Genomic DNA, 20,328 nt, shown 5'->3' with positions numbered 1-20,328 from the left:
CGGAGGGGGAAGTCGGCCAGCGCATTGCGGTCTTCCCCCACCGGCCTCCGGCCGCCTCCCCCTTCAGGGGGAGGATTTGGACGACGCCGCTCACACCAGCGCCTCGAACTCATCGACCAGCCGCTCCAGCTGCGAACACCCCGCCGCCCAGAACGCCTTTTCGCGCGGATTCAGGCCGAAGGGCTTCAGCGCCTCGACATAGGTCTTGGTGCCGCCCGCCGCGAGCAGCTCCTCATAGAGCGGCGCGAAGCCTTCCGGATCCTCGCGACGCTTCTCCATCAGGCCGCGCACCAAGAGGTCGCCGAAGGCGTAGGCATAGACGTAGAACGGCGCGTGGCAGAAGTGGCTGACATAGGCCCAGTAGTGCTCATAGCCGGGGTTCAGCCGCACGGCCGGACCCAAGCTCTCGCCCATCACTTCCAGCCACAGGCCGCCGATCTGCTCGACCGACAGCTCGCCTTCCAGCCGCGCCTCATGGAAGCGGCGCTCGAAGCGGTGGAAGGCGATCTGGCGGACCACGGTGTTGAGACCGTCCTCGATCTTGCCGGCCAGCAGCTTGCGGCGATCGTCCGGCGCGGCCTCGGCAAGCAGCCGCTCGAACACAAGGCCTTCGCCGAAGATCGAGGCGGTCTCGGCCAGGGTCAGGGGGGTGTCGGCCAGCAGGGTGCCCAACGGCGCGCACAGGGTCTGGTGCACGGCGTGACCCAGTTCATGGGCCAGGGTCAGCACGTCGCGCCGCTCGCCCATATAGTTCATGAACACATAGGGGTGGCGCTCGGCCGTCACCGGGTGGGCATAGGCCCCCGACTGCTTGCCGGCCCTAGGCCGGGCGTCGATCCACGGTTGGACGAAGAAGGTCTTGGCGTTCTGCGCGAACTTCGGGGCCAGGCTCTGGAAGCTGTCCAGCACGATCGCCTGGGCCTCTTTCCAGTCATAGGTGCGCGGGGCGGCGGCATCGAGCGGCGCATTGCGGTCCCAGTAGTCGAGGGCCTCGACGCCCATGATCCTGGCCTTCAGCGCATAGTAGCGGTGCGACAGGCGCGGATAGGCCTCGACCACGGCCGCCTCCAGGGCGTTGACCGCGTCGGCGTCGACCTCGTTGGACAGGTGGCGCGACTGGGCCGGGTCGCTGTAGTGGCGCCAGCGGTCCTCGACCTGTTTTTCAAAGGCCAGGGTGTTGAGCGCCAGGGCCTGGGTCGAGACCCGCTCCTCCAGGGCGGCGGCCAGACCCTCGGCGGCGGCCTTGCGGCGGCCGACATCGGAATCCGACAGACGGTTCAGCGCCTCGGGCAGGGTCAGGCTTTCGTCGCCGACCTGGGCCTTCAGCTTGGCCAGGGTCTCGTCATACAGCCGCACCCAGTTGGCGACGGCCGGGCTCTTGTCGACGATGAAGCGCTCCAGGTCGGGCGACAGCTCGTGCGGCCGCGACAGGCGCACCCGGCGCAGCCACGGCGTCCAGCGGCGGGCGGCGGGATGGGCCGTCAACGCCGCCTCGATTTCGCTGTCTTCCAGCCTGTTGAGCTCCAGCGAGAAGAACAGGCTCTCGGCGGCGATCTGCGACGAGCGCGCCCGCAGGTCGCCCTCGAACTTGGCCCAGGCCGGGTCGTCCTTGGCGATGGAGCCCGACAGGCTGGCATAGGCGCCGACGCTCCACAGGCTGTTGGTCGCCTGCTCGTAAAGCTTGATGCCGCGATCGATCAGCAGGCCCAGGCGCTCGGGCTCGCCCCGCGCCTGCAGGAACAGGCCTTCCAGCGAGGCCAGTTCGTCATTGGCGGCCTTGGCGGCGGCCAGGTCGGTCTCGATGCGGGGGTCCTCGCGGCCGACATAGAGGTCGGTCAGGTTCCACTCGGGCAGGGCGTCGGTCTTGAAGGGGGCGTTCATGATCCTACCGATATGGCCCCTGCGGGGTGAGGCGCAACGGCCTTGGCGCTTGGGGGCGACATTCGTGGCCCCGGCGCACTGGCCCCCTCCTGACCTGCTGCGCAGGTCGTCCTCCCCCGTAGGGGGAAGATGAAGCACGCGGATCCCATCTTCCCCCTCCGGGGGAAGACGACCGCGAAGCGGTCCGTAGGGGGCAAGTCTGGCGGACACGGGCTCTCAGCCTCGCGCCAGATCGGCTGCAAGTGGATGGGGAGGCGCGAAGCGGCCGGGGCGAACCCGGATGACCGTGATGTGTTTTGTGCGTTTCGGCTCGACCTGTCCGCTTCGCCAAGCTGTTCTTGACCGTAAGGATTGGGGCACACGAGCGTCGGTTTCAGCTCTGATTCCCAACTAGCCCCCGGACGGGCGCGCATCTTGTCGATCGGCTAATCCGTCTCGACGCCGACGATGTGCGATAGGCGGACTCTGATCCCCGCCCTCTTCAACCCGCGCTCGCTCGGCCGACGGGCCCCTCGGCGCGCGGTCCGTCCTTCTGAGACAGTCCGCCCGCTTCGACCCGCCGCCCAGGGCGTCGCGGCCCCGCTCAGCTTCATCACCCGTCGCCGCTTTGGGCCGGTACCAAGCGCCCTCCCCCTGCGACGGGGACAAGGAGAAGTATCCACCCGTTTTGGGAGCGGGGGATACGCAAGCGCGAGAAAGTTGGAAGTGATTGAATTCGCTCAGTTCGATTCGCTAAGCGCGGAGGATACAGCGCGACAGGTCCTCCCCCTGAAGGGGGAGGCGGCCGGAGGCCGGTGGGGGAAGACCGCAATGAGTCAGCAGCACTTCCCCCTCCGTCGCCTGCGGCGACACCTCCCCCGCTAGGGGGAGGACTTGAAGGCGCAAACCCACGGAGCCCCCCCCTCAAACCTCATACCGCCGCGCCACCGCCTTCGGCGCCACGACCCGCCACGCCTCGCGCAGCAAACCCGCCAGCTCCTCCGCCTCGATCTCCACCAGCCGCGCCAGCACCGCCGGGTATCCCCGATAGTGATCGTCGGAGAAGAAGCGCTCCGGCGCGGCCTCGATCAGCATGTCCTTGGTCTCAATCCGGCAGCGAATGGCGATCACGCCTGGAACCCGCACGCGGGCGGCCTTGGGCGCAGAGCGGGCGAGATAGGCCCAGGCCACGGCCTTGCCGCCGACCGAGAAGCCATACGGGTCATCGCCCACCTCCACCTCGGGCAGCGCCAGCGCCAGGGCGCGAAGGGTGGCGTCGTCGACCATGGCGTAACAATGGTCCGCGAAAGGACCAACTGGCAACCGCCCCCGACGGGCCCCTGTTCAGACCCGGTTAAGCGCGTCCGTTAAGGCCCCGGACACGTCTCCGAAACCCGGTCTTTACACCCCTGCTGTATCACTCTGAGCCAACAAGAGCCCTGTCCCACGTTGGACGCGGCCGGTTATGATGGGTGTCTTCCAATGTCCAAGACGGTTCTCGTCGTCGATGACGATCCGACTCAACGCCGCCTGATCCAGGCCGTGCTGGAACGCGATGGCTTCGCGGTTTCGCACGCCGAGAGCGGCGACGCGGCCATGGCGCATCTGTCGTCCGGCGCGCCCGCTGACGTGATCCTGCTGGACCTGGTCATGCCCGGCCTGAACGGTCACGACACGCTGAAAGAGATGCGGTCGCGCGGCTTTTCGCAGCCCGTGATCGTGCTGACCGCCAGCGGCGGCGTCGACACCGTGGTCAAGGCCATGCAGGCCGGCGCCACCGACTTCTTCATCAAGCCCGCTTCGCCCGAGCGGATCACCGTGTCGATCCGCAACGCCCTGTCGATGGGCGACCTGAAGGGCGAGGTCGAGCGGCTGACCAAGCGCACAGCCGGCAAGACCACCTTCGCCGACCTGATCGGAACCTCGCCGGCCATGACCCTGGTCAAGCGGATGGGCGAGCGCGCCGCCAAGAGCGCCATCCCCATTCTGATCACCGGCGAAAGCGGCGTCGGCAAGGAGCTGATCGCCCGCGCCGTGCACGGCTCGTCCGACCGCGCCGGCAAGCCCTTCGTGGCCGTCAACTGCGGCGCCATCCCGGAAAACCTCGTGGAGTCGATCCTGTTCGGCCACGAGAAGGGATCCTTCACCGGCGCCACCGACAAGCACCTGGGCAAGTTCAAGGAGGCCGACGGCGGCACCCTGTTCCTCGACGAGGTGGGCGAGCTGCCGCTGGACATGCAGGTCAAGCTGCTGCGCGCGCTGCAGGAAGGGGAGATCGATCCGATCGGCTCCAAGCGCTCGCAGAAGGTGGATGTGCGCATCGTCTCGGCGACCAATCGCGACGTGGCCCACGCCGTGTCGCAGGGCCGGTTCCGCGAGGATCTCTATTACCGCCTGAACGTCTTCCCGATCGAAGCCCCCTCCTTGCGCGAACGCCGCGAGGACGTGCCGGCCCTGGTCGAGGCCTTCATCCGCCGCTTCAACGTGGAAGAGGGCAAGCGCGTCATCGGCGCCTCGCCCGAGACCCTGGCCCTGCTGACCGCCTTCGACTGGCCGGGCAATGTGCGCCAGCTGGAAAACACGGTGTATCGCGCCATCGTCCTGGCCGACGCGCCCTATCTGCAACCCTATGACTTCCCGGCGATCTCGGGCCTGCAGGCCCCGATCGAGGCCATGCCCGCGCCCGGCTTCAGCACGCCCGATCTGCCGGCGGTGCTGCAAGCCACGCACGCCGCCCTGGCCAGCGCCCCCGGCGACGCGCCGGTGCGAATTCTGGACGACCGCGGCCATCTGCGGACCCTGGAAGAGATCGAGCGCGACCTGATCCAGCACGCCATCGATGTCTATGCCGGTCACATGAGCGAGGTGGCGCGCCGCCTGGGCATCGGTCGATCCACCCTCTATCGCAAGGTGCGGGAGCAGGGCATCGACGTCGACATGAAGGAAGCCGGCTGATGGCGATCGTCCTGCGCCCCATCTCGCGCGAACAGCGCCTGAAGACACTGATCCGACCGTCGAAGCCGACGCGCTCGAAAACAGCGACCTAGGACCTTTCTTCTTCAAATACGCGATTTGAAGAAGAAAGGTTCTAGTCGGGATCACCCGTTGGCGTCACGCCACGTTGGCGATGTCGTTGTCACTGTCCGGGGACGTGTCCTGTATCGGCGCGCTGGCCCTGCGGCTCCAGCCCGCGACGCCCCGGGCCACCGCGCCCTCGGCTTCCAGGTGCTGCAGCTCCAGCATGACCGCCGCCGCCGGCATGGTCCGGTTCCAGCGACGCTCCAGTTGCTGGACGATGTCGGCCACGCCCATCCCCGAACCTGCCCGCTCCAGGGCCATCAGGATCATGTCGCCGGTCGAGCGGCTGCGCCGTCCGCGACGGCTGGGCGCCGGAGTCGTGGCTGATCCGGCGAAGGATGGCTGCTCGTTGGCGACACGCCCCTCGACGAGGCCCGCGCGTTCGATCGCGCCAATCGCCAGGGTGATGGCCTGAAGCTCCCCCTCGAAGGGCGCCGCGGCGCGCCTTTGAGCGTCCACCATGCGGACCTCTAGATCCGCCTTTCTTCGCAATAGATATTCATAAGTCGTCGACATAGCATTGGTCCCTATCTGTCAGCGTTAATCCGGCGCCGATGCAGATCAGAGTCCACGCGCGCTAGAAAAGAACGTCGCCCCCACCGGCCGAACCGTTCAGATTATCTCGAATAAGCAATAACTTGAATGTTCGTATTTTCATTCGGTATGATTACCAAGACCTTAACGGAGTTCGCCGAACGTTGCTTTCTAGTAAGATTTGGGTACTGATTTCGCCAGTAGAATGCTCATCTCGGCTGGATATCCGGCCCCACCGACAGCCATTGCTGAACTCAGGCCGCAAGGCAGCGCTTGAGACGACAGGCGCCGACATTGTGCTGTTACTCTGAATGCCGGACTAGTCTTCGGGTTCCGACTCTACGGTGACGGGCCGCTCGCGTCGGCCAAAGCCCTTGCCCCGCCCGAGCGGCTTCTTCTCGCCCTTGGCCTTGGCGACGATTTCCTTGAGCTTGATGGTCTGGTTGGCCGAGAGGGCCTGGTCGCGACCGCCCTTTTCGGGATCGCCGAAGGCCCGGCCATAGGTCTGGATGCGCTGGGCCACCGAGCCGAGGAACTCGCCTTCCCAGTCGGAGAGCTCGACCCCGGCCTTGTCGGCGGCGCGGCGCGCGCGTTCCAGCGCCTTCAGCGCGGCCTTCCTGGCCTGGGCCCTGGAGTCAGGGGTTTTGCGATCGGGAGCTTTGCGATCGGGGGGCTTGGCGCGCATCGCCTCGGACTATTCCCCAAGCCGCGCCAAGACGCACCCCGCAAAAATCGGCGCTTTAGATCGCGCCGACGGCCGACAGATAGAGGTCGAGGATCGCATCCTCTTCCTGGCGCTTGGCGCGGTCCTGCTTGAGGATGCGGACCACCTTGCGCAGGATCTTGACGTCGAAGCCGTTGCCCTTGGCTTCGGCGTAGACTTCCTTGATCTGCTCGGCGATCTCGGTCTTTTCGACCTCGAGGCGTTCGATGCGCTCGATGATGCTCTTCAGCTGGCCTTGGGCGGTGGAGTTCAGAACGTCGGCGTGGGCGGCGTCGTCGGCCATGACGGAAAGCTCTCAGTCGGAGTGGAAATTGGGTCGCGGACCATAGTCGCGACGCTCTTGCCTCACAACAGCCCGCGGGCCTGAATCATCGGCCGCAGGGCCGCCGGATCTGTGAACAAGTGTGTATGGAAACCCATCGCGTCGGCGGCGGCGATATTGGCGGCGCTATCGTCGATGAACAGCAGGTCGCCGGGGTTCAGGCCCGTCCGCTCCAGCACGATCTCGTAGATCCGCCGCTCGGGCTTGATGGCGCCCTCCTCGGCCGAGACGACCACGTCCTGGAAATGGCGGAACACCGGACTCATGGCCTGGACGCCGGGCCAGCTCTCACTGGACATGTTGGTGAGGCCAAACTGCGGGACGCCCCGCGCGGCCAGATCATCCATCACGCCCTCGGTCTCGGGAAACGTCCCAGAGAACATTTCCGGCCAACGGTCCCACCAGGCGGCGATCTGCTCGGCATGGTCGGGATACAGCGGCGTCAGTCGCGCGATATTGTCGGCGAAGGTCAGGCCCCGGTCGGTCTCGCCGTGCCAATCCATGGTGCAGACATGCGAAAGGAACCAGTCGAGTTCGGCTGGTTCCTTGAAGATCTTCGCAAACAGCGTGCGCGGATTCCAGCGCACGATGACATTGCCGACATCCCAGAGCAGAGCCCTGGGAGGCGCGGCAGCCGTCATCAGCCCTGCTTGGCTTTGAAGCGCGGGTCGGTCTTGTTGATGATGTAGACCACGCCCTTACGGCGGACCAACTTGCAGTCGCGGTGACGCGACTTCAGCGACTTCAGCGAGCTACGAACCTTCATGACCGTCTCTATACTCAGCGGAGAGGTTCGGGCGCACCAAGTGGCGACCGGAACGTCCGGGATGTTTCGGAGGGAGGGCGTATAGGCAAGGCAGCGATCAGAGTCAATCGGCTCGGCGCGCTGACGCGGAACTTCACCGCTCTGTCGGCCTTGTGATTGAAGAGTTTGCCCGGTTGCCGGTAGCCTGTCGTCATGGATCGTCGTTGTTTTCTCGTTCTTCTTCTCGCCGGCTGCGCGGACACCTCGCCCCAGGGGCCGCTGACGCCGCCGGTTTCGGCCCCGCCGACTCCCCCGCCCTCGCCGGCCGGCAACACCCCTCCGCCGGCCGTGGAGACGCCCGTACCGGCCGGTGAGCTGGGCTTCGACACCTGGCTGGCGGACTTCATGATTCGCGCCCAGGCCGCCGGCCTGACGCGGCAGTTGCTGGAGCGCGAGCTGGGCGGCGTAACCCCCGATCCCAAGGTCATCAGCCTGGACGGCCGGCAGCCGGAGTTCTCCAAACCGGTCGGCGACTATATCAAGGGCGTGATCAGCGACGACCGCGTCGCCGTGGGCCGCAACAAGCGCGAGCAGCTGACCTACCTGCCCGATATCGAGAGCCGCTACGGCGTGCCGCGCGACATCCTGCTGGCGGTCTGGGCCATGGAATCAGCCTTCGGCCAGCTGCAGGGCAATTTCGACGTCGTGCGCTCGATGGTCAGCCTGGCCGCCGACGGCCGCCGCCGCGGCTGGGCCGAGGGCGAGCTGATCGCCGCCCTGAAGATCATCGATTCGGGCGAGGTCACCCGCGCCCAGCTGAAGGGCTCATGGGCCGGGGCCATGGGCCAGACCCAGTTCCTGCCCAGCAACTATCGCACCACCGCCGTGGACGCCGACGGCGACGGCAAGCGCGACATCTGGACGTCGGACATCGATTCCCTGGCCTCGGCCGCCAACCTGCTGGCCAAGGGCGGCTGGCAGCGCGGGGTGGGCTGGGCACGGGAAGTGATCCTGCCCGCCGGCTTCGACTACGGCCTGGCCGAGGGCCCGCGCGAGATCCCGTCGTGGTGGGAAGCCAGGGGCGTCAGGCGGGCCGACGGACTGCCCTGGACCAGCGCCGACGCCGCCTCCCCCGCCGGCCTGATCCTGCCCGCCGGAGCCTTTGGACCGGCCTTCCTGGCCCTGCCCAACCACTTCGCGATCCGCAAGTACAACAACTCGACCTCCTACGCCCTGGGCATCGGCCTGCTGGCCGACCGCTTCGGCGGCGAGGGCCCGCTGGTGACCGCCTGGCCGGTCGAGGCGCCGCTGTCGCTGTCGGATCGCATGGCCGCCCAGATCGCCCTGGCCCGCCTGGGCTTCGATCCCGGCGCGCCCGACGGCGTGATCGGTGCGGGCACCCGCAAGGCCCTGCGCGCCTGGCAGCAAAGCCGAAGCGTGCCGGCCGACGGCTATCTGTCGATGGACATGGTGCTGAGGCTGAAGGCCCAGGCAGGGCTGACCTAGCCCCGCGCTCCGCCGTGGGCGGATAACGCCGGCAAGAAAAAAGGGGCGGACACGAAGTCCGCCCCTTTCAGGTCGCGGCCGTTGGCGCGTGCGGGGCTAGACGCGCCCCGCCGGTCCGGCCGTCGTTTTGGTTAGCGGAACAGGCTCAGGATCGACGAGCTCGACGAGTTCGCGATCGACAGCGCCTGGATGCCCAGTTGCTGCTTGGTTTGCAGCGACTGCAGCTTGGCGCTTTCCTTGGCCAGGTCGGCGTCAACCAGGTTGCCCACGCCGGCGTCGAGGCTGTCTTGCAGCTTGCCGACGAAGGTCAGATGGGTGTCCAGGCCGGTCGAGTTGGTGCCCAGCGAGGCCAGCTTGTTGGTGGCCGTCTGCAGCGCCTCGGAGACCGTCGTGATCATGGCCTTGGCGGCCGTGGCGGTCGTGAAGGTGGAGCCGGTGGTCAGGCCGATGCCGGCCAGGGTCAGGGTCTGCGCATTGACGGTGAAGCCCGAGCCGTCCGAGTTGGCCAGGAAGGTCAGCTTGGTGGTCGTGCCGTCGGCGATGCTGACGCCATTGAACTTGGCGTTCGTGGCGGCCTTGGTCACCTGATCGCGCAGGGATTCAAAGTCGGCCTTGAGAGCGTTGAACGACGAGGTGTTGAGCGAGGTGTCGGAAGCGGCCAGGGCCTTTTCCTTCATCTTGCCCAGCAGGTCGGTGATCGTATCGCCGGCGGCCAGGGCCACGTCGATGGTCGACTGACCGCGTTGCAGCGAGTCCTTCACCGAATTGATCGAGGAGGCGGTCGCCGACTGGTTCTTGGCGGTCGCCCAGATCGCGCCGTTGTCCTTGGCGCTGCCCACCTTCTTGCCGGTGGAAATGCGTTGTTGGACTTGGGCCGTTTCTTGGTTGGTGGTGTTCAGGTTTTGCAGAGCGATCAGAGCGCCCTGATTCGTGTTGATGCTGTTCAGCGCCATTACGAAAGACTCCTATTCAAGGTCTTCGGCCTCATTTTAAGGCCGGCGGGCATTTTACCCGCCGAAAAGTATCCAAGATTGAGATTTCCATTTCGTTTAAGACATATCGACGCATGCTTAATACATCAGACAGCTTCGTTAATGCTAACATCGCGGTAAGAACTGGAATCTAGACCCCGTTAAGACTCTGATCGAGACTCTCGAATCCCTTGCGCGGCAAGGGCGCGGGCGGCGCCGTTCGGAAAGTCTTAACCGGAATCGCGGGCTCAGGTCGGCGCGCGGCGGCGCTCAGAAATGAACGCCGCATGGGTCGGCAGCGATCGACCACCTTGACGATCTGACCGCGCATGCCCGCAAGACGCCGGGCGACATCGGCCGGATCGCGAGCATCCGCCGAAGGCTCATAGCCTTGTGGAACAACACCTTGGCCCAGCAGGACAGGCCCTAGCTGGCCTCGGCGAACAGTTCGTCATCAAGCCGCACAGGCCGCCCGCGCGACCGGAGGACGTCGATCTTGTGGTGCAGGCCGTCGGGAACCGGCCTCGCCCGGCAGGCTTCCCAGAGCGGCCCTGATCGGCCGTGGCTGAAGTAATGCAGGGTGATGAAATCCCGGATGTGCTTCATGTCCCGAAGGGAGAGCCGGCTATACTCATCGCGGGCGACGGGATCATCGCCGTGCAGCGGCCTCGTCGTCGAGGTGGGCGCTGGAATAGGCCCTTCAAGCCCCGCCGCATGAGGACGCGCCCCACGCGGCGTGGCAAGAAGACCAACAGGCTATTTCTTCCGCGTCACCACCACCGGCTGGCCCGCATAGTCGACCGTGGCGTCGACGCCATCGAAGTCGACGGGCTTCGCGCCGTCGCCGATGAAGCGCACCTTGAACACCCGCTTGTCGACCATGCCGTTGAACGACCCCGAGCGGGCGCCGATGGTCACGCGGCCCGAGGCTTCGTCGTACGAGACCGGGATGCGGCTATAGGCGCCGCGCGTGTAGCCGTTGCTGAGACCGTCGTCCTCATAGAGTTCGAAGGTCCCGCTCTTGCCGGTGTAGATCACCAGGGTGATCGGCGCGTCGGGCTTTTCGCCGACATATTGCTGCACCCCCGTGGTCGGCACGATCGAGCCGGCCTTCACGAACAGCGGCATGCGGTTGAGCGGCGCGGCGGCCTTGATCGTATGGCCGCCGGCATGGGCCTTGCCGGTCTCGAAGTCGTACCAGGTGGCGCCGGCCGGCAGATAGACCTGACGCGAGCGGGCCTTGAACGCCGTCACCGGAGCGACCAGGAAGGCCGAGCCATAGAGGTACTCGTCATTGACGTCCCGCGCCTTGAGGTCGCTCGGGAAGTCCATGACCAGGCCGCGCATGATGCTGCCGTCGCGGTGATAGATGTCGCCCGCCAGGGTCAGGGTGTAGGGCATCAGGCGGTAGCGAAGTTCGTCGTACCAGGTGAGCGACTTGTAGACCTCGGTCCCGGCGTCCGCGAGATTGAAGATCTCACGGAACGGCTCCTCGCCGTGACTGCGGAACAGGGGCGAGAAGGCTCCGAACTGGAACCAGCGCAGGTTCAGCTCCTGCCATTCGGCCCAGTGGGCGGGATCCTTGTTGGTGTAGCGATCCTCGACCGAGAAGCCGCCGATGTCGGTGGTCCAGTTGGGCACGCCCGACATCGACAGGTTCACGCCGGCCGAGATCTGGTCCTTCAGGTCGTCCCAGCGGGCCACGACATCGCCGCTCCACAGGGCGACGCCGTTGCGCTGGATGCCGCCGAAGCCCGAGCGCGACAGGATGAAGCTGCGCTTGTCGGGGTTCAGCTCATGCTCGCCCTCGAACACGCCGGTGGTGTGGATCAGCGGGTAGGAGTTGAAGAACTCGGCCCCCGGGCCCATAGCCGTCGGCCCCATGCGCAGCGTGCGCTCGGGAATGTCGAGGTTGGAGTGCATGTCCGGCTCGTCGCTGTCCATCCACCAGGCGTCGACGCCATAGCCCTTCAGGCTGTCCTTGACCTGGCGCCAGTAGATGTCGCGCGCCTCCTTGGAATAGGGGTCGTAGAACGAGTTCAGATAGCCCGGCCCCACCCAGTCGAGCGCGCCCTGCTCGATATTGCGGTGATACATGTGACCCTTGGCGTCGAGCTCCTTGTAGTGCTCGGTCGTCGGATAGAACTTGGCCCAGATCGAGATCATGAAGTGGCCGTTCATCCCGTGGATGTCGTCCAGCATCTTCTTGGGATCGGGGAAGCGGGTCTCGTCGAACTTGTGGCTGCCCCAGCTGTCGTCCTTCCAGTAGCGCCAGTCCATCACGACGTTGTCGATCGGCAGCTTGCGGTCGCGATATTCCTTCAGCACCCCAACGATCTGGTCCTGGGTCTCGTAGCGCTGGCGGCTCTGCCAGAAGCCGTAGGCCCAGCGCGGCATGGCCACGGCCTTGCCGGTCAGTTCGCGATAGCCGCCGACCACCTGGTCGAGATTGTCGCCGCCGACGAAATAGTAGTCGATGGCGTGGGCGACGTCGGAGGTCAGGGTCAGCGACTTCTGCTGGGCCGCCGGGATCGGGTTGTTGTGGACCAGGCCGATATAGCCGTCATTGGGATCCCACTCGACGCGGATCTTGTGCCGGGTCCCGGCCGCCATGGGGGCCGTGAAGTTGTGGAACCAGGGGTTCCAGTTCTGCCGCCAGCGGTCGATCGTCAGCTTTCCGTCGACATAGAGCTTGGCGTAGCTGGACGAGTAGAGCTTGAACTTCTGGACGCCCGAAACCGACGGCTCGACCGAGCCTTCCCAGACCACGGTGGCGCCGCGCACCGGCTTCTTGTCGGGACCCGTCAGCTCGGCCGGCCACTTGGCCAGGTCCTTCAGGTAGCGGTAGTCGATGTCGGTCTCGACGCGGGTCAGCTTCAGCTCGCCCTTGACGTAATACTTGGCGGTGAAACCGCCGGCCTTGCCGCTGGCGTCGAAGATCTTCAGGTCGCGCGAGGCCACGTCATACGGCGTCGGGTCGCCGAAGCGGGTGATGCCGTTATTCTCCCAGAGGACGCCGTAGTTGCGGCTGGACAGCACGAACGGCACGGCGATGTCGCGGTTATACTGGGCCAGTTCGACGTCCTGGCCATTGTAGTTCATCTGGCCGTTCTGGTGCTGGCCCAGGCCATAGAAGGCCTCGTCCGTGCCCGGATTGAACCGCTGGCTGACGGCGTAGAAGCCCTTGTCGTCGATGGTCAGCGGCTTGAAGGCCTGGCGGCCCTGCTCGGCCAGCACCGTCTTGCCCGCGGCGTCCTTGAACGACACCGCGCCGTCGCTGAGCATCACTTCCGCCGTGGCCTTGCCGGCCTTGACGACGACCTTGCCGCCGACGCTCTCGACGGTGAAGCCCGAGGTCCTGGGCGTGGCCGTGACCATCAGGCTGGCTGGCATGTCCAGGCTGTCGGTCGGCGTCGCGGTCACGTGGATGACGCGATCGCTCATCACCTGCAGCCGCACCTTCTTGGCCGGTCCCGAGGCGGGCGTCACCACCACGCCGTCGGCGGTCTTTTCGAAGCCGGCCTCCAGCGCCAGGGCGGAGGTCGAGGCCGTCAGGGCCAGGGCGAAGGCCAGGGCCATCGGCTTGTGGAAGGCGCGCATCTTGGGTTCCCCCATGTGGGTCTTGGACGTGTTCTGGGACATGTTCAGTAGGCGGCCAGCTTGACCTTCAGCACCTGCGGCACGGTCGTCAGGTTCAGGCCGTGGTCGGTCTGGTCGCCGTTCCACAGGCGATCAAAGACCCACTGGCCGTTCTCGAAGTGGCCTTCCTCGACCCGGGCCATCAGGAACCGTTCGCCCTTGGCCGAGCCGAAGCTGACGCGGGCGCGGTAGCCGGTGACCAGGAATTCGTTTGGCGACAGTCGGGCGATCAGGGCGCCGCCGTCCGGAATCTCGCGATTGGACGGCTTGTCGGCCTTGGCCATCCACGAGGAGTCGAGCGTGCCCATCTGCCATTCGCCGTACGATACGGTGGCCGTCCACCGATCCCCCAGCTTCAGGGTTTCGGCTTTGCGATCATCGGCTTCGCCCGCGCCCCAAACGTCGCTCGTGAAGGACAGCTTGGCCCACTCGCGAGCCATGGGCGCCAGCAGACGGTAGTGGACGCCAAAGTTCTCGAGCGCCTGAGCATCGACAGTCTTGGCGCCGAGCGGATAGTTGGAATAGCCGGTGTAATCGAGGCCGAACGGCGCGAAGCCGATGCCTTGATGGCCGAGCACGTCGTAGATGTGGCGCGCATAGCCCTTGTCGCTGCCGATCTCGGGCACGAACAACGCGTTGTCGGGGCGGCGGTACTGGTCCAGCGTTTTCCGGACATTGGCGCTTTCGCGCATGTAGATGTCTGGGGCGATGGCGTCGATCGACGGCGCGGCCGCCTTCCAGACGTCCAGCACGTTCCAGGTCGGGCCGCCCGACGAGTAGGTGTAGGGATCCTGGTCGTTGAACGGGTCGCGCAGGGCGGCGTTGACGTACATCGGCAGGTCCAGCTCGCGCTTGCCGGCTGCGGCGACCTGATCGACGTAGCGCCCGATCGACCAGGCGTGGAAATATTCGTCGGCGTCCTTGCCGAACACCTGGCGCCAGGTTCCCGGCGTCTTGCCCAGCGCCTTGATTAGTTCGGCCGGCACGGGCGCGTCGAACAGCTTCTGGGCGGTGGGTGAGAAATCCCGGACGGCGCTGTAGGTGCCGGTCTCGTTCTCGGGCTGGATCATGATCACGGTGTGGTCGGGATCGGCCGCCTTGATGTGGCGCATCAGCTGGACGAAGGCCTTCTTGTCGGCCTCCAGCGTGGCGGGGAAGTGCGGCGACAGCGAGTTGCGGGTCTCGCCCTTGGCGGTAATCACCCGGGGGAAGCGCTTGTTGTCCAGCTTGACCCATTCAGGGGCGTAGTTGGGCCCGTTGTTCTTCCAGGTCCCGAACCACAGGATGACCAGCTTCACGTCATGGTCGCGGGCCTGCTTGATCAGCAGGTCGAGATACGAGAAATCGAACTTGCCCTCGGTCGGCTCGATCTGCTCCCAGGCGATCGGAACCTCGACGGTGTTGGCCTGCAGCGCCTTCACGGCCGGCCACACCTTGGGCATCTGCGAGGGATAGTTGCTGGAGTTGTTGACCTGGACGCCCAGCATCAGGAACGGCGCGCCGTCCACCATCAGGGCGTGACGACCATTCTTCTCGACCAGCCGGGGCGTTTCGGCCGCCATGGCCACGCCGCCGGCCAAGGCCATCGCCGACGCGGCGATCAGCGCGACACGCAAAGTTTTGAAGGGGATCAACCCGGTCATCGTTTCTTCCCTTGGCTTCTGGCCTTGGCTTCTGGTGGCCGCTCGCCCACGAGGCCGAGAGCCGCGAATTTGTTACCGCTACCAGCTTTATTTGTCAGATGATTGCCCGAGCTGTCGCGCAAAGCAATCACGTTTGATGGGAAGCGCGCCGTCCGCGCTCGAAAAAGGCCGCGCATCGCCGCAGGAGACGATGCGCGGGGAGAATGCCGCACGGTTTCGGGGAGAATGAAGCCGCGCGACGCGTGTCGGAGCCGGTTGGCCCGCTCGCCGCAGCCGAGGGAAAAGGCAGGATCCCCCCGCGCCGCTGCATTGGACTATAGTCATACAAATAGGAGCGGCAAGCGAAATGATAGCGCTATCAATCATGCCTAGATGAGCCTCAAGGCGTGTCATGCCGCCCCCTCGAGCGCCGGCGCCTTGCAGTAGCGAGCTATGAACTCGGCCTGGCGGGGGGCGGCGTTAACCGCCTGGCTCACCGCCTCGCGCCGCCGGCGCATGCCTTGGGACAGTTCGGCCTCGGGGATCAGATCAGCGCGCGGATCGTGGCTGGCGGGCACAACGCCCTGCCCCAGATAGACCGCCAGCCAGCTGGGCTCCATGAACGAGGTCTCGGTATGCAGCGCCACCTTGCCGGCCTCGCGGAACAGCTCGATCTGACCTTTCAGCGTGTCGGGCAGATCGATGGAGCGGAAGTAGCGCCAGAACTCGGAATCCTCGCGCTGGTTGGTGCGATAGTGCAGCACCAGGAAATCGCGGATGTACTCGACCTCGTCGGCGCTCAGGCGGTTGAAGGTCTCGGCCAGGTCGGGGTCGAAATCGCGATCGGGGAAATATTCCAGCAGCCGGCCGACGCCATTCTGGATCAGGTGGATGCTGGTGCTCTCCAGCGGCTCAAGAAAGCCCGACGACAGGCCTATGGCAACGCAGTTCCTGTTCCACACCTTGCGCCGACGGCCGGTGACGAAGCGGAGGGAATTCAGGCCCGCCCGGGCCTTGCCGCCCAGATTGACCATCAGGGTGCTGGCCGCCTCATCCTCGCTGATGAAGCCGTCACAGAAGACGTAGCCGTTGCCCGTGCGGTGCTGCAGCGGGATCTTCCACTGCCAGCCCGCCGCGCGGGCGGTGGCCGTGGTGTAGGGCTCCAGCGCGCCGTCGCCGTCGCACGGCACGGCCAGGGCGCGATTGACCGGCAGCCAGCGCGACCAGTCGTCGTAGCCGGTCTTCAGCGCCCCCTCGATCAGCAGCCCCCGGAAGCCCGAGCAGTCGATGAAGAGGTCGCCCTCGACCTCACGCCCGCCCTCAAGCCGCACCGACCGGATGAAGCCGTCCTCGGGGCGCAGCGCGACATCGACGACCTTGCCCTCGGTGCGGACCACGCCGCGCTTTTCCGAATAGCCGCGCAGGAACCTGGCATACAGGCCGGCGTCGAACTGAAAGGCGTAGGAATAGGTGGAATAGATCGAACGCGGATCGGTGGCCGGCGGCCGGAAGCGCCCCGCCCTGGCCATCATCGTGGCCAGGGAATAGGCCTCGTGACTGGTCGGATCGCCGGCCTCTCGCAGCTTGCGCCAGTGGTGATGCGGCGAAACCCCGTCGATCGCCGGGCCGTAGTCGCCGAAGCCATGAAAATAGCGCGAACCGACCGTGCGCCAGTCCTTGAACTCGATGCCCAGCTTGAACGTGGCCTGGGTGGCCTTGATGAACTCGATCTCGTCGATGCCCAGCACCGCGTTGAACTGGCGGATCGGCGGAATGGTCGCCTCGCCCACCCCGACGGTGGCGATCTGGTCGCTCTCGATCAGTTCGATCTCGATGGGGCGCGCTTCGAAGAAACGCGAGATTCCGGCGGCGGCGATCCAGCCGGCCGTACCGCCGCCCACGATGACGATCTTGCGGATGCGGTTGTCGGTCATGCGGCTCCCCCGGAAGAACGCCCGAGCTTATCGGCGCCGAAAGGCCCGCGTCTCGGCTGGAGACGCGGGCCCCTCATCCTGGCTGTCCCGATCCCTAGAAGGTCAGGCGCAGTTGGGCGTTGTAGCGGCGACCGGTGACGAACCAGGCGCGACCCTTCATGCCGATGTTCTGCTGCATCAGCTGCTTGTACTGGGCGTCGGTGAGGTTTTGCGCCTCGACGCCCAGGCTGACCTGCTCGTTGAACTTGTAGAAGAACGACGCGTCCAGCTGACCGTAGTCATCGGCCCAGGTGGGCAGGGCCCAGTTCTGGTCGTAGTTGCCGGTGGCCTTGTTGTAGCCGTTGCTGCCGCGCGTGCCGTTGACGTTGACCGCCTGCAGGTACTTCGAACGCCAGTTGTAGGCGAGGCGGGCCGAGATCGGGCCTTTCTCGTACATCAGGGCGACGTTGTAGGTGTGCTTGGAAAGGTTGGTCAGCGGCAGCTCGCCATAGCTCGAGCCGTCGGTGTCGATGCCCAGCTGGTTCAGGGCCAGGGTGGCCTGCTGGCCGGCCGTCACGTTGGTCGGCAGCTTGTAGAGCTCCTGGCTGCTGTCGACATAGGTGTAGTTGGCCTGCAAGCCAAAGCCCGACAGCGGACCGGGCAGGAAGTCGAAGAACTGGCTGTAGGCCACTTCGATACCGTCGGCCTTGCCCTTGGCGCCGTTGACCGGAGCCGTGGTCGAGAACTGGTACACCGTACCGTTCGAGGCCGCATAGGGCACGTTGTAGAGCGTGTTGGTGACCACATCGCTCAACTTCTTGTGGAACACCGCCGCCGTCAGCGAACCGGTCGGGGCGAAGTACCATTCCAGCGTGGCGTCGAACTGGTCCGATTTGGTCGGTTCCAGATAGGGGTTGCCGCTGCCGGTGCCGGTCAGGTTGGCGCGCGCGGCGCTGCCCGTGCCGGAGACCGAGACATCCAGGGTCGTATAGGCCTGAAGCTGGCTGAAGTCGGGACGGGCCAGGGCCCGGGCCGCGGCGAAGCGGGCCTGCAGGTTGTCGCGGATCTTCACCCGCACGTTCAGGCTGGGCAGAACATTGGTGTAGTCGTTGGCGTAGGTCCCCTCGGTCGACGTCCGAACGAAGGTCGGGATCACGCCGGCGGGGATGGTGGTGTCCAGGGTCGGGGTCTGGGCGCCGACGAAGGAGCCCGTGGCCTCGGCGCGGGTCTTGACCACCCGCACGCCAACGGAGCCGTCCACCGGCCAGGTCAGCTGATCCCAGCCAAAGCGGGCCTGGACGTAACCGGCCCAGGTGTTCTCGCCCTGCAGGTTGATGGCGCCGGCGCCATAGCTGGCCGGTGCGAAGGTGTAACCCTTGTCGCTGAAGCTGTTGTCGGCCCGGAAAGCGTGCAGCTTGGCGTAGCTGGCCGGCCAGCCGTTGGCCAGATCCAGGCCCGGGAACACCACCGCCGACGGCAGGCTGGCCTGGCCGTTGAAGAAGTTCGGGAATGAATACAGCGTGTTGCTGGCCTTGTAGTCGCTCAGATAGGCCAGATCCGGCATATACCAGCCCAGCATCCAGGTCTGGCTGAGGGCCTGCCAGTTATAGGGCGTGTTCTTGTTTTCCGCCTGGCGATCGGTGTAGCGGGCGCCGAAGCGCAGCGACTTGATCACGCCGTCGTCGAACTTGTAGTCCACGTCCCCGCGCCAGGCCCACTCCTTGCCGACGCTCTCGTCGAAGTGATCCATGGTGAACGCCCAGTAGTAGTTGCTGGGATTGGACATATAGGTGGTGTCGACGCCGATCTTCGGCAGCTTGCCCGTCAGGTCGATGGTCTCGCTGGGGATCAACAGACCGGTGGCGACCGTCGAGTCGAAGCCCTTGGTCGTGCCGCGCACATATTGCAGGTCGGTCTTGATCGACAGGTGATCGTCGGGCGTCCAGGTGGTGCTCCAAGCCCAGTCGGTGGTGCGCGACTTGCGGTTGGCGGCGCGGACGTCGTCGTTGAACGGCATGCCGCCATCGGACGGATCGCTCAGCGTGCCCTTGGTCAGCACGCCTTTGGCGTCATACTGGCCATTGGTGACGACCACGTTCCCGGGAGAGCCGATCTGCGAGAAGATCGCGTACTCGCCCCAGTTCATGTCGTACTGCGAATTGAACCAGGTAAGCGCTGTCTCGACCTTGTCATTGGGACGCCATTGCAGGGCGCCGTAGGCCCCCACGCGCTTGCGGTCGAAATCGAGGGTCCGCCATTGCAGGCCGTTGGGCGCCCAGACGGTCTTGCCCGTCGTGTTCCACGGATTGGACGCATCTGCCGCCTGCGGGAAATAGGGCTCCTGCTGGATGGCGTCGGTGCGGGTGTGGCTCTTGGAATAGGCCACGTCGAACAGGGCGCCGATCTCGCCGATCGGGGTGTCCCAGCGGTTACTGAACAGGAACGACGCCGACGGCTTGGCCTTGCCCTTGGACAACTCGCCCCAGCCGGCCGCGACCGAGCCGGCCAGCTTCAGGCCCGAGTGGTTGAACGGCATCTGGGTGCGCAGATTGACCAGGCCGCCGATGGCGCCTTCGATCTGCTCGGCCGAGGGGTTCTTGTAGATGTCGACGCCGGCCATCAATTCGGGCGGCACATCTTCAAAGCTCAGCGAGCGGCCGCCGTTGGCGGTGAAGCTATCGCGTCCGTTCAGCTCGGACCGCACATAGGTCAGGCCGCGGATATTGACGCCCGAGCCCTCGACCGAGAAGTGCTCGGGATCGCCGCGCGACATGGTGTGGTCGATGGTGACGCCGACAATGCGCTGCAGCACTTCGGTGACCGAGCGATCCGGCAGCTTGCCGATGTCGTCGGCGCTGACGCCGTCGACGATCTCGAGGGCGTTCTGCTTGATCTTCTGCGCCGACTGAATGGCCGCGCGCTGGCCGGTGACCACCACCTCTTCGACGGCGGTGTCCTTGCCGGCGTCCTGAGCGAACACGACCGACGGCGCGGCCACGCACAGGACCAACGCCGAAGCGCCCGCCAGCATGAGTTTACGATGTGATTGATTGAGGCTGTTCATGCCTGTTCCCTTCCCCCGTTTTCGATCCGCCCCGGCCTTCTAGGCGCCGGTGACGTGCGCTTCCCCGTCTGGGTTCGCACGATCTAGCGTGATGTATAATCGTATAATTGAGACCTTCAAGCCGAATTTGATAGCGCTATCATTTCACTCATGAGCGCGTTTTTCCGGCCACAGGGGGGGGGGCTTCGCCGGGAGGCGGCCATATTCAGGGCGCGGCCGCCCTCCACACGCCGAGCGGAGGTTTGCGGCGTCCGATATAATATTATAAATGAGCCGATCGTTTTTGCTGGGCAGGCGCCCGACGACAGGGATGGGCCATGAGCAAGGATAGACCGGGCAAGCAGCCGCTC

Annotated in this window: 15 protein-coding genes; 2 read left to right on the top strand and 13 right to left on the bottom strand. The window is 65.6% G+C overall.

What is annotated here, in order from left to right; all coding sequences use genetic code 11:
• Positions 1-90 precede the first annotated feature (90 nt).
• Together ACQY9P_RS12330 and ACQY9P_RS12325 are read right to left on the bottom strand one after the other, a co-directional pair.
• Positions 91-1,881 carry a M3 family oligoendopeptidase gene (locus ACQY9P_RS12330; protein WP_421738972.1) on the bottom strand — a complete coding sequence of 597 codons (1,791 nt, stop codon included), beginning with the start codon at positions 1,879-1,881 and terminating at the stop codon, positions 91-93.
• A gap of 903 nt (positions 1,882-2,784) precedes the next feature.
• Positions 2,785-3,147 carry an MmcQ/YjbR family DNA-binding protein gene (locus ACQY9P_RS12325; protein ID WP_421738973.1) on the bottom strand — a complete coding sequence of 121 codons (363 nt, stop codon included), beginning with the start codon at positions 3,145-3,147 and terminating at the stop codon, positions 2,785-2,787.
• Positions 3,148-3,342: 195 nt separating this feature from the next.
• On the opposite strand from ACQY9P_RS12325, the gene ACQY9P_RS12320 reads away from it, so the two are divergent.
• The gene (locus ACQY9P_RS12320) at positions 3,343-4,815 is read left to right on the top strand and encodes a sigma-54-dependent transcriptional regulator (RefSeq protein WP_421738974.1); all 1,473 of its coding nucleotides are present in this window, start codon (positions 3,343-3,345) and stop codon (positions 4,813-4,815) included.
• Positions 4,816-4,971: 156 nt separating this feature from the next.
• On the opposite strand, the gene ACQY9P_RS12315 is transcribed toward ACQY9P_RS12320, so the two are convergent.
• The 5 genes from ACQY9P_RS12315 to ykgO form a co-directional block, all read right to left on the bottom strand.
• Positions 4,972-5,400, bottom strand: a complete 429-nt coding sequence (locus ACQY9P_RS12315; protein WP_421738975.1) for a hypothetical protein — start codon at positions 5,398-5,400, stop codon at positions 4,972-4,974.
• Positions 5,401-5,791: 391 nt separating this feature from the next.
• Complete coding sequence (locus ACQY9P_RS12310; RefSeq protein ID WP_421738976.1) at positions 5,792-6,157, bottom strand: hypothetical protein; 366 nt, start codon at positions 6,155-6,157, stop codon at positions 5,792-5,794.
• Between the two features lie 55 nt (positions 6,158-6,212).
• Complete coding sequence (locus ACQY9P_RS12305; protein ID WP_421738977.1) at positions 6,213-6,479, bottom strand: DUF2312 domain-containing protein; 267 nt, start codon at positions 6,477-6,479, stop codon at positions 6,213-6,215.
• A 62-nt stretch (positions 6,480-6,541) separates the two neighbouring features.
• Positions 6,542-7,159, bottom strand: coding sequence for an HAD-IA family hydrolase (locus tag ACQY9P_RS12300; RefSeq protein ID WP_421738978.1), 618 nt, complete (start codon positions 7,157-7,159; stop codon positions 6,542-6,544).
• Entirely contained in the window at positions 7,159-7,284 is a 126-nt protein-coding gene (ykgO, locus tag ACQY9P_RS12295) for a type B 50S ribosomal protein L36 (protein WP_007663273.1), read from the bottom strand. Before ykgO ends, ACQY9P_RS12300 begins: the two co-directional genes overlap by 1 nt.
• 192 nt (positions 7,285-7,476) lie before the next feature.
• Here ykgO and ACQY9P_RS12290 point away from each other — a divergent pair, with 192 nt between their 5' ends.
• On the top strand, positions 7,477-8,769 hold the full coding sequence (locus ACQY9P_RS12290) for a lytic murein transglycosylase (RefSeq protein WP_421738979.1): 1,293 nt from the start codon (positions 7,477-7,479) through the stop codon (positions 8,767-8,769).
• A gap of 131 nt (positions 8,770-8,900) precedes the next feature.
• On the opposite strand, the gene ACQY9P_RS12285 is transcribed toward ACQY9P_RS12290, so the two are convergent.
• From ACQY9P_RS12285 to ACQY9P_RS12260, 6 genes are all read right to left on the bottom strand, one after another.
• Entirely contained in the window at positions 8,901-9,722 is an 822-nt protein-coding gene (locus ACQY9P_RS12285) for a flagellin (RefSeq protein ID WP_421738980.1), read from the bottom strand.
• A 444-nt stretch (positions 9,723-10,166) separates the two neighbouring features.
• The gene (locus tag ACQY9P_RS12280) at positions 10,167-10,403 is read right to left on the bottom strand and encodes a tryptophan 7-halogenase (RefSeq protein WP_428151654.1); all 237 of its coding nucleotides are present in this window, start codon (positions 10,401-10,403) and stop codon (positions 10,167-10,169) included.
• 93 nt (positions 10,404-10,496) lie between these two features.
• Positions 10,497-13,340 carry a TIM-barrel domain-containing protein gene (locus ACQY9P_RS12275; RefSeq protein ID WP_421738981.1) on the bottom strand — a complete coding sequence of 948 codons (2,844 nt, stop codon included), beginning with the start codon at positions 13,338-13,340 and terminating at the stop codon, positions 10,497-10,499.
• 44 nt (positions 13,341-13,384) lie between these two features.
• Positions 13,385-15,022: a DUF5597 domain-containing protein gene (locus ACQY9P_RS12270; protein WP_421738982.1), complete on the bottom strand. Its 1,638-nt coding sequence runs from the start codon at positions 15,020-15,022 to the stop codon at positions 13,385-13,387.
• A 389-nt stretch (positions 15,023-15,411) separates the two neighbouring features.
• Positions 15,412-16,935, bottom strand: coding sequence for a tryptophan halogenase family protein (locus ACQY9P_RS12265; protein ID WP_421738983.1), 1,524 nt, complete (start codon positions 16,933-16,935; stop codon positions 15,412-15,414).
• 94 nt (positions 16,936-17,029) lie between these two features.
• Positions 17,030-19,978, bottom strand: coding sequence for a TonB-dependent receptor (locus tag ACQY9P_RS12260; RefSeq protein ID WP_421738984.1), 2,949 nt, complete (start codon positions 19,976-19,978; stop codon positions 17,030-17,032).
• Positions 19,979-20,328 lie beyond the last annotated feature (350 nt).

The organism is Caulobacter sp. (genome assembly GCF_965279145.1).
Classification (GTDB): Bacteria; Pseudomonadota; Alphaproteobacteria; order Caulobacterales; family Caulobacteraceae; genus Caulobacter.
This window is presented reverse-complemented; position numbering and strand designations above follow the sequence as displayed.

Coding starts and splice junctions, on each gene's coding strand:
- ACQY9P_RS12260 (WP_421738984.1), bottom strand. CDS start 19,978: ATGAACAGCCTCAATCAATCACATCGTAAACTCATGCTGGCGGGCGCT.
- ACQY9P_RS12265 (WP_421738983.1), bottom strand. CDS start 16,935: ATGACCGACAACCGCATCCGCAAGATCGTCATCGTGGGCGGCGGTACG.
- ACQY9P_RS12270 (WP_421738982.1), bottom strand. CDS start 15,022: ATGACCGGGTTGATCCCCTTCAAAACTTTGCGTGTCGCGCTGATCGCC.
- ACQY9P_RS12330 (WP_421738972.1), bottom strand. CDS start 1,881: ATGAACGCCCCCTTCAAGACCGACGCCCTGCCCGAGTGGAACCTGACC.
- ykgO (WP_007663273.1), bottom strand. CDS start 7,284: ATGAAGGTTCGTAGCTCGCTGAAGTCGCTGAAGTCGCGTCACCGCGAC.
- ACQY9P_RS12305 (WP_421738977.1), bottom strand. CDS start 6,479: ATGGCCGACGACGCCGCCCACGCCGACGTTCTGAACTCCACCGCCCAA.
- ACQY9P_RS12300 (WP_421738978.1), bottom strand. CDS start 7,159: ATGACGGCTGCCGCGCCTCCCAGGGCTCTGCTCTGGGATGTCGGCAAT.
- ACQY9P_RS12290 (WP_421738979.1), top strand. CDS start 7,477: ATGGATCGTCGTTGTTTTCTCGTTCTTCTTCTCGCCGGCTGCGCGGAC.
- ACQY9P_RS12275 (WP_421738981.1), bottom strand. CDS start 13,340: ATGCGCGCCTTCCACAAGCCGATGGCCCTGGCCTTCGCCCTGGCCCTG.
- ACQY9P_RS12320 (WP_421738974.1), top strand. CDS start 3,343: ATGTCCAAGACGGTTCTCGTCGTCGATGACGATCCGACTCAACGCCGC.
- ACQY9P_RS12325 (WP_421738973.1), bottom strand. CDS start 3,147: ATGGTCGACGACGCCACCCTTCGCGCCCTGGCGCTGGCGCTGCCCGAG.
- ACQY9P_RS12285 (WP_421738980.1), bottom strand. CDS start 9,722: ATGGCGCTGAACAGCATCAACACGAATCAGGGCGCTCTGATCGCTCTG.
- ACQY9P_RS12310 (WP_421738976.1), bottom strand. CDS start 6,157: ATGCGCGCCAAGCCCCCCGATCGCAAAGCTCCCGATCGCAAAACCCCT.
- ACQY9P_RS12315 (WP_421738975.1), bottom strand. CDS start 5,400: ATGGTGGACGCTCAAAGGCGCGCCGCGGCGCCCTTCGAGGGGGAGCTT.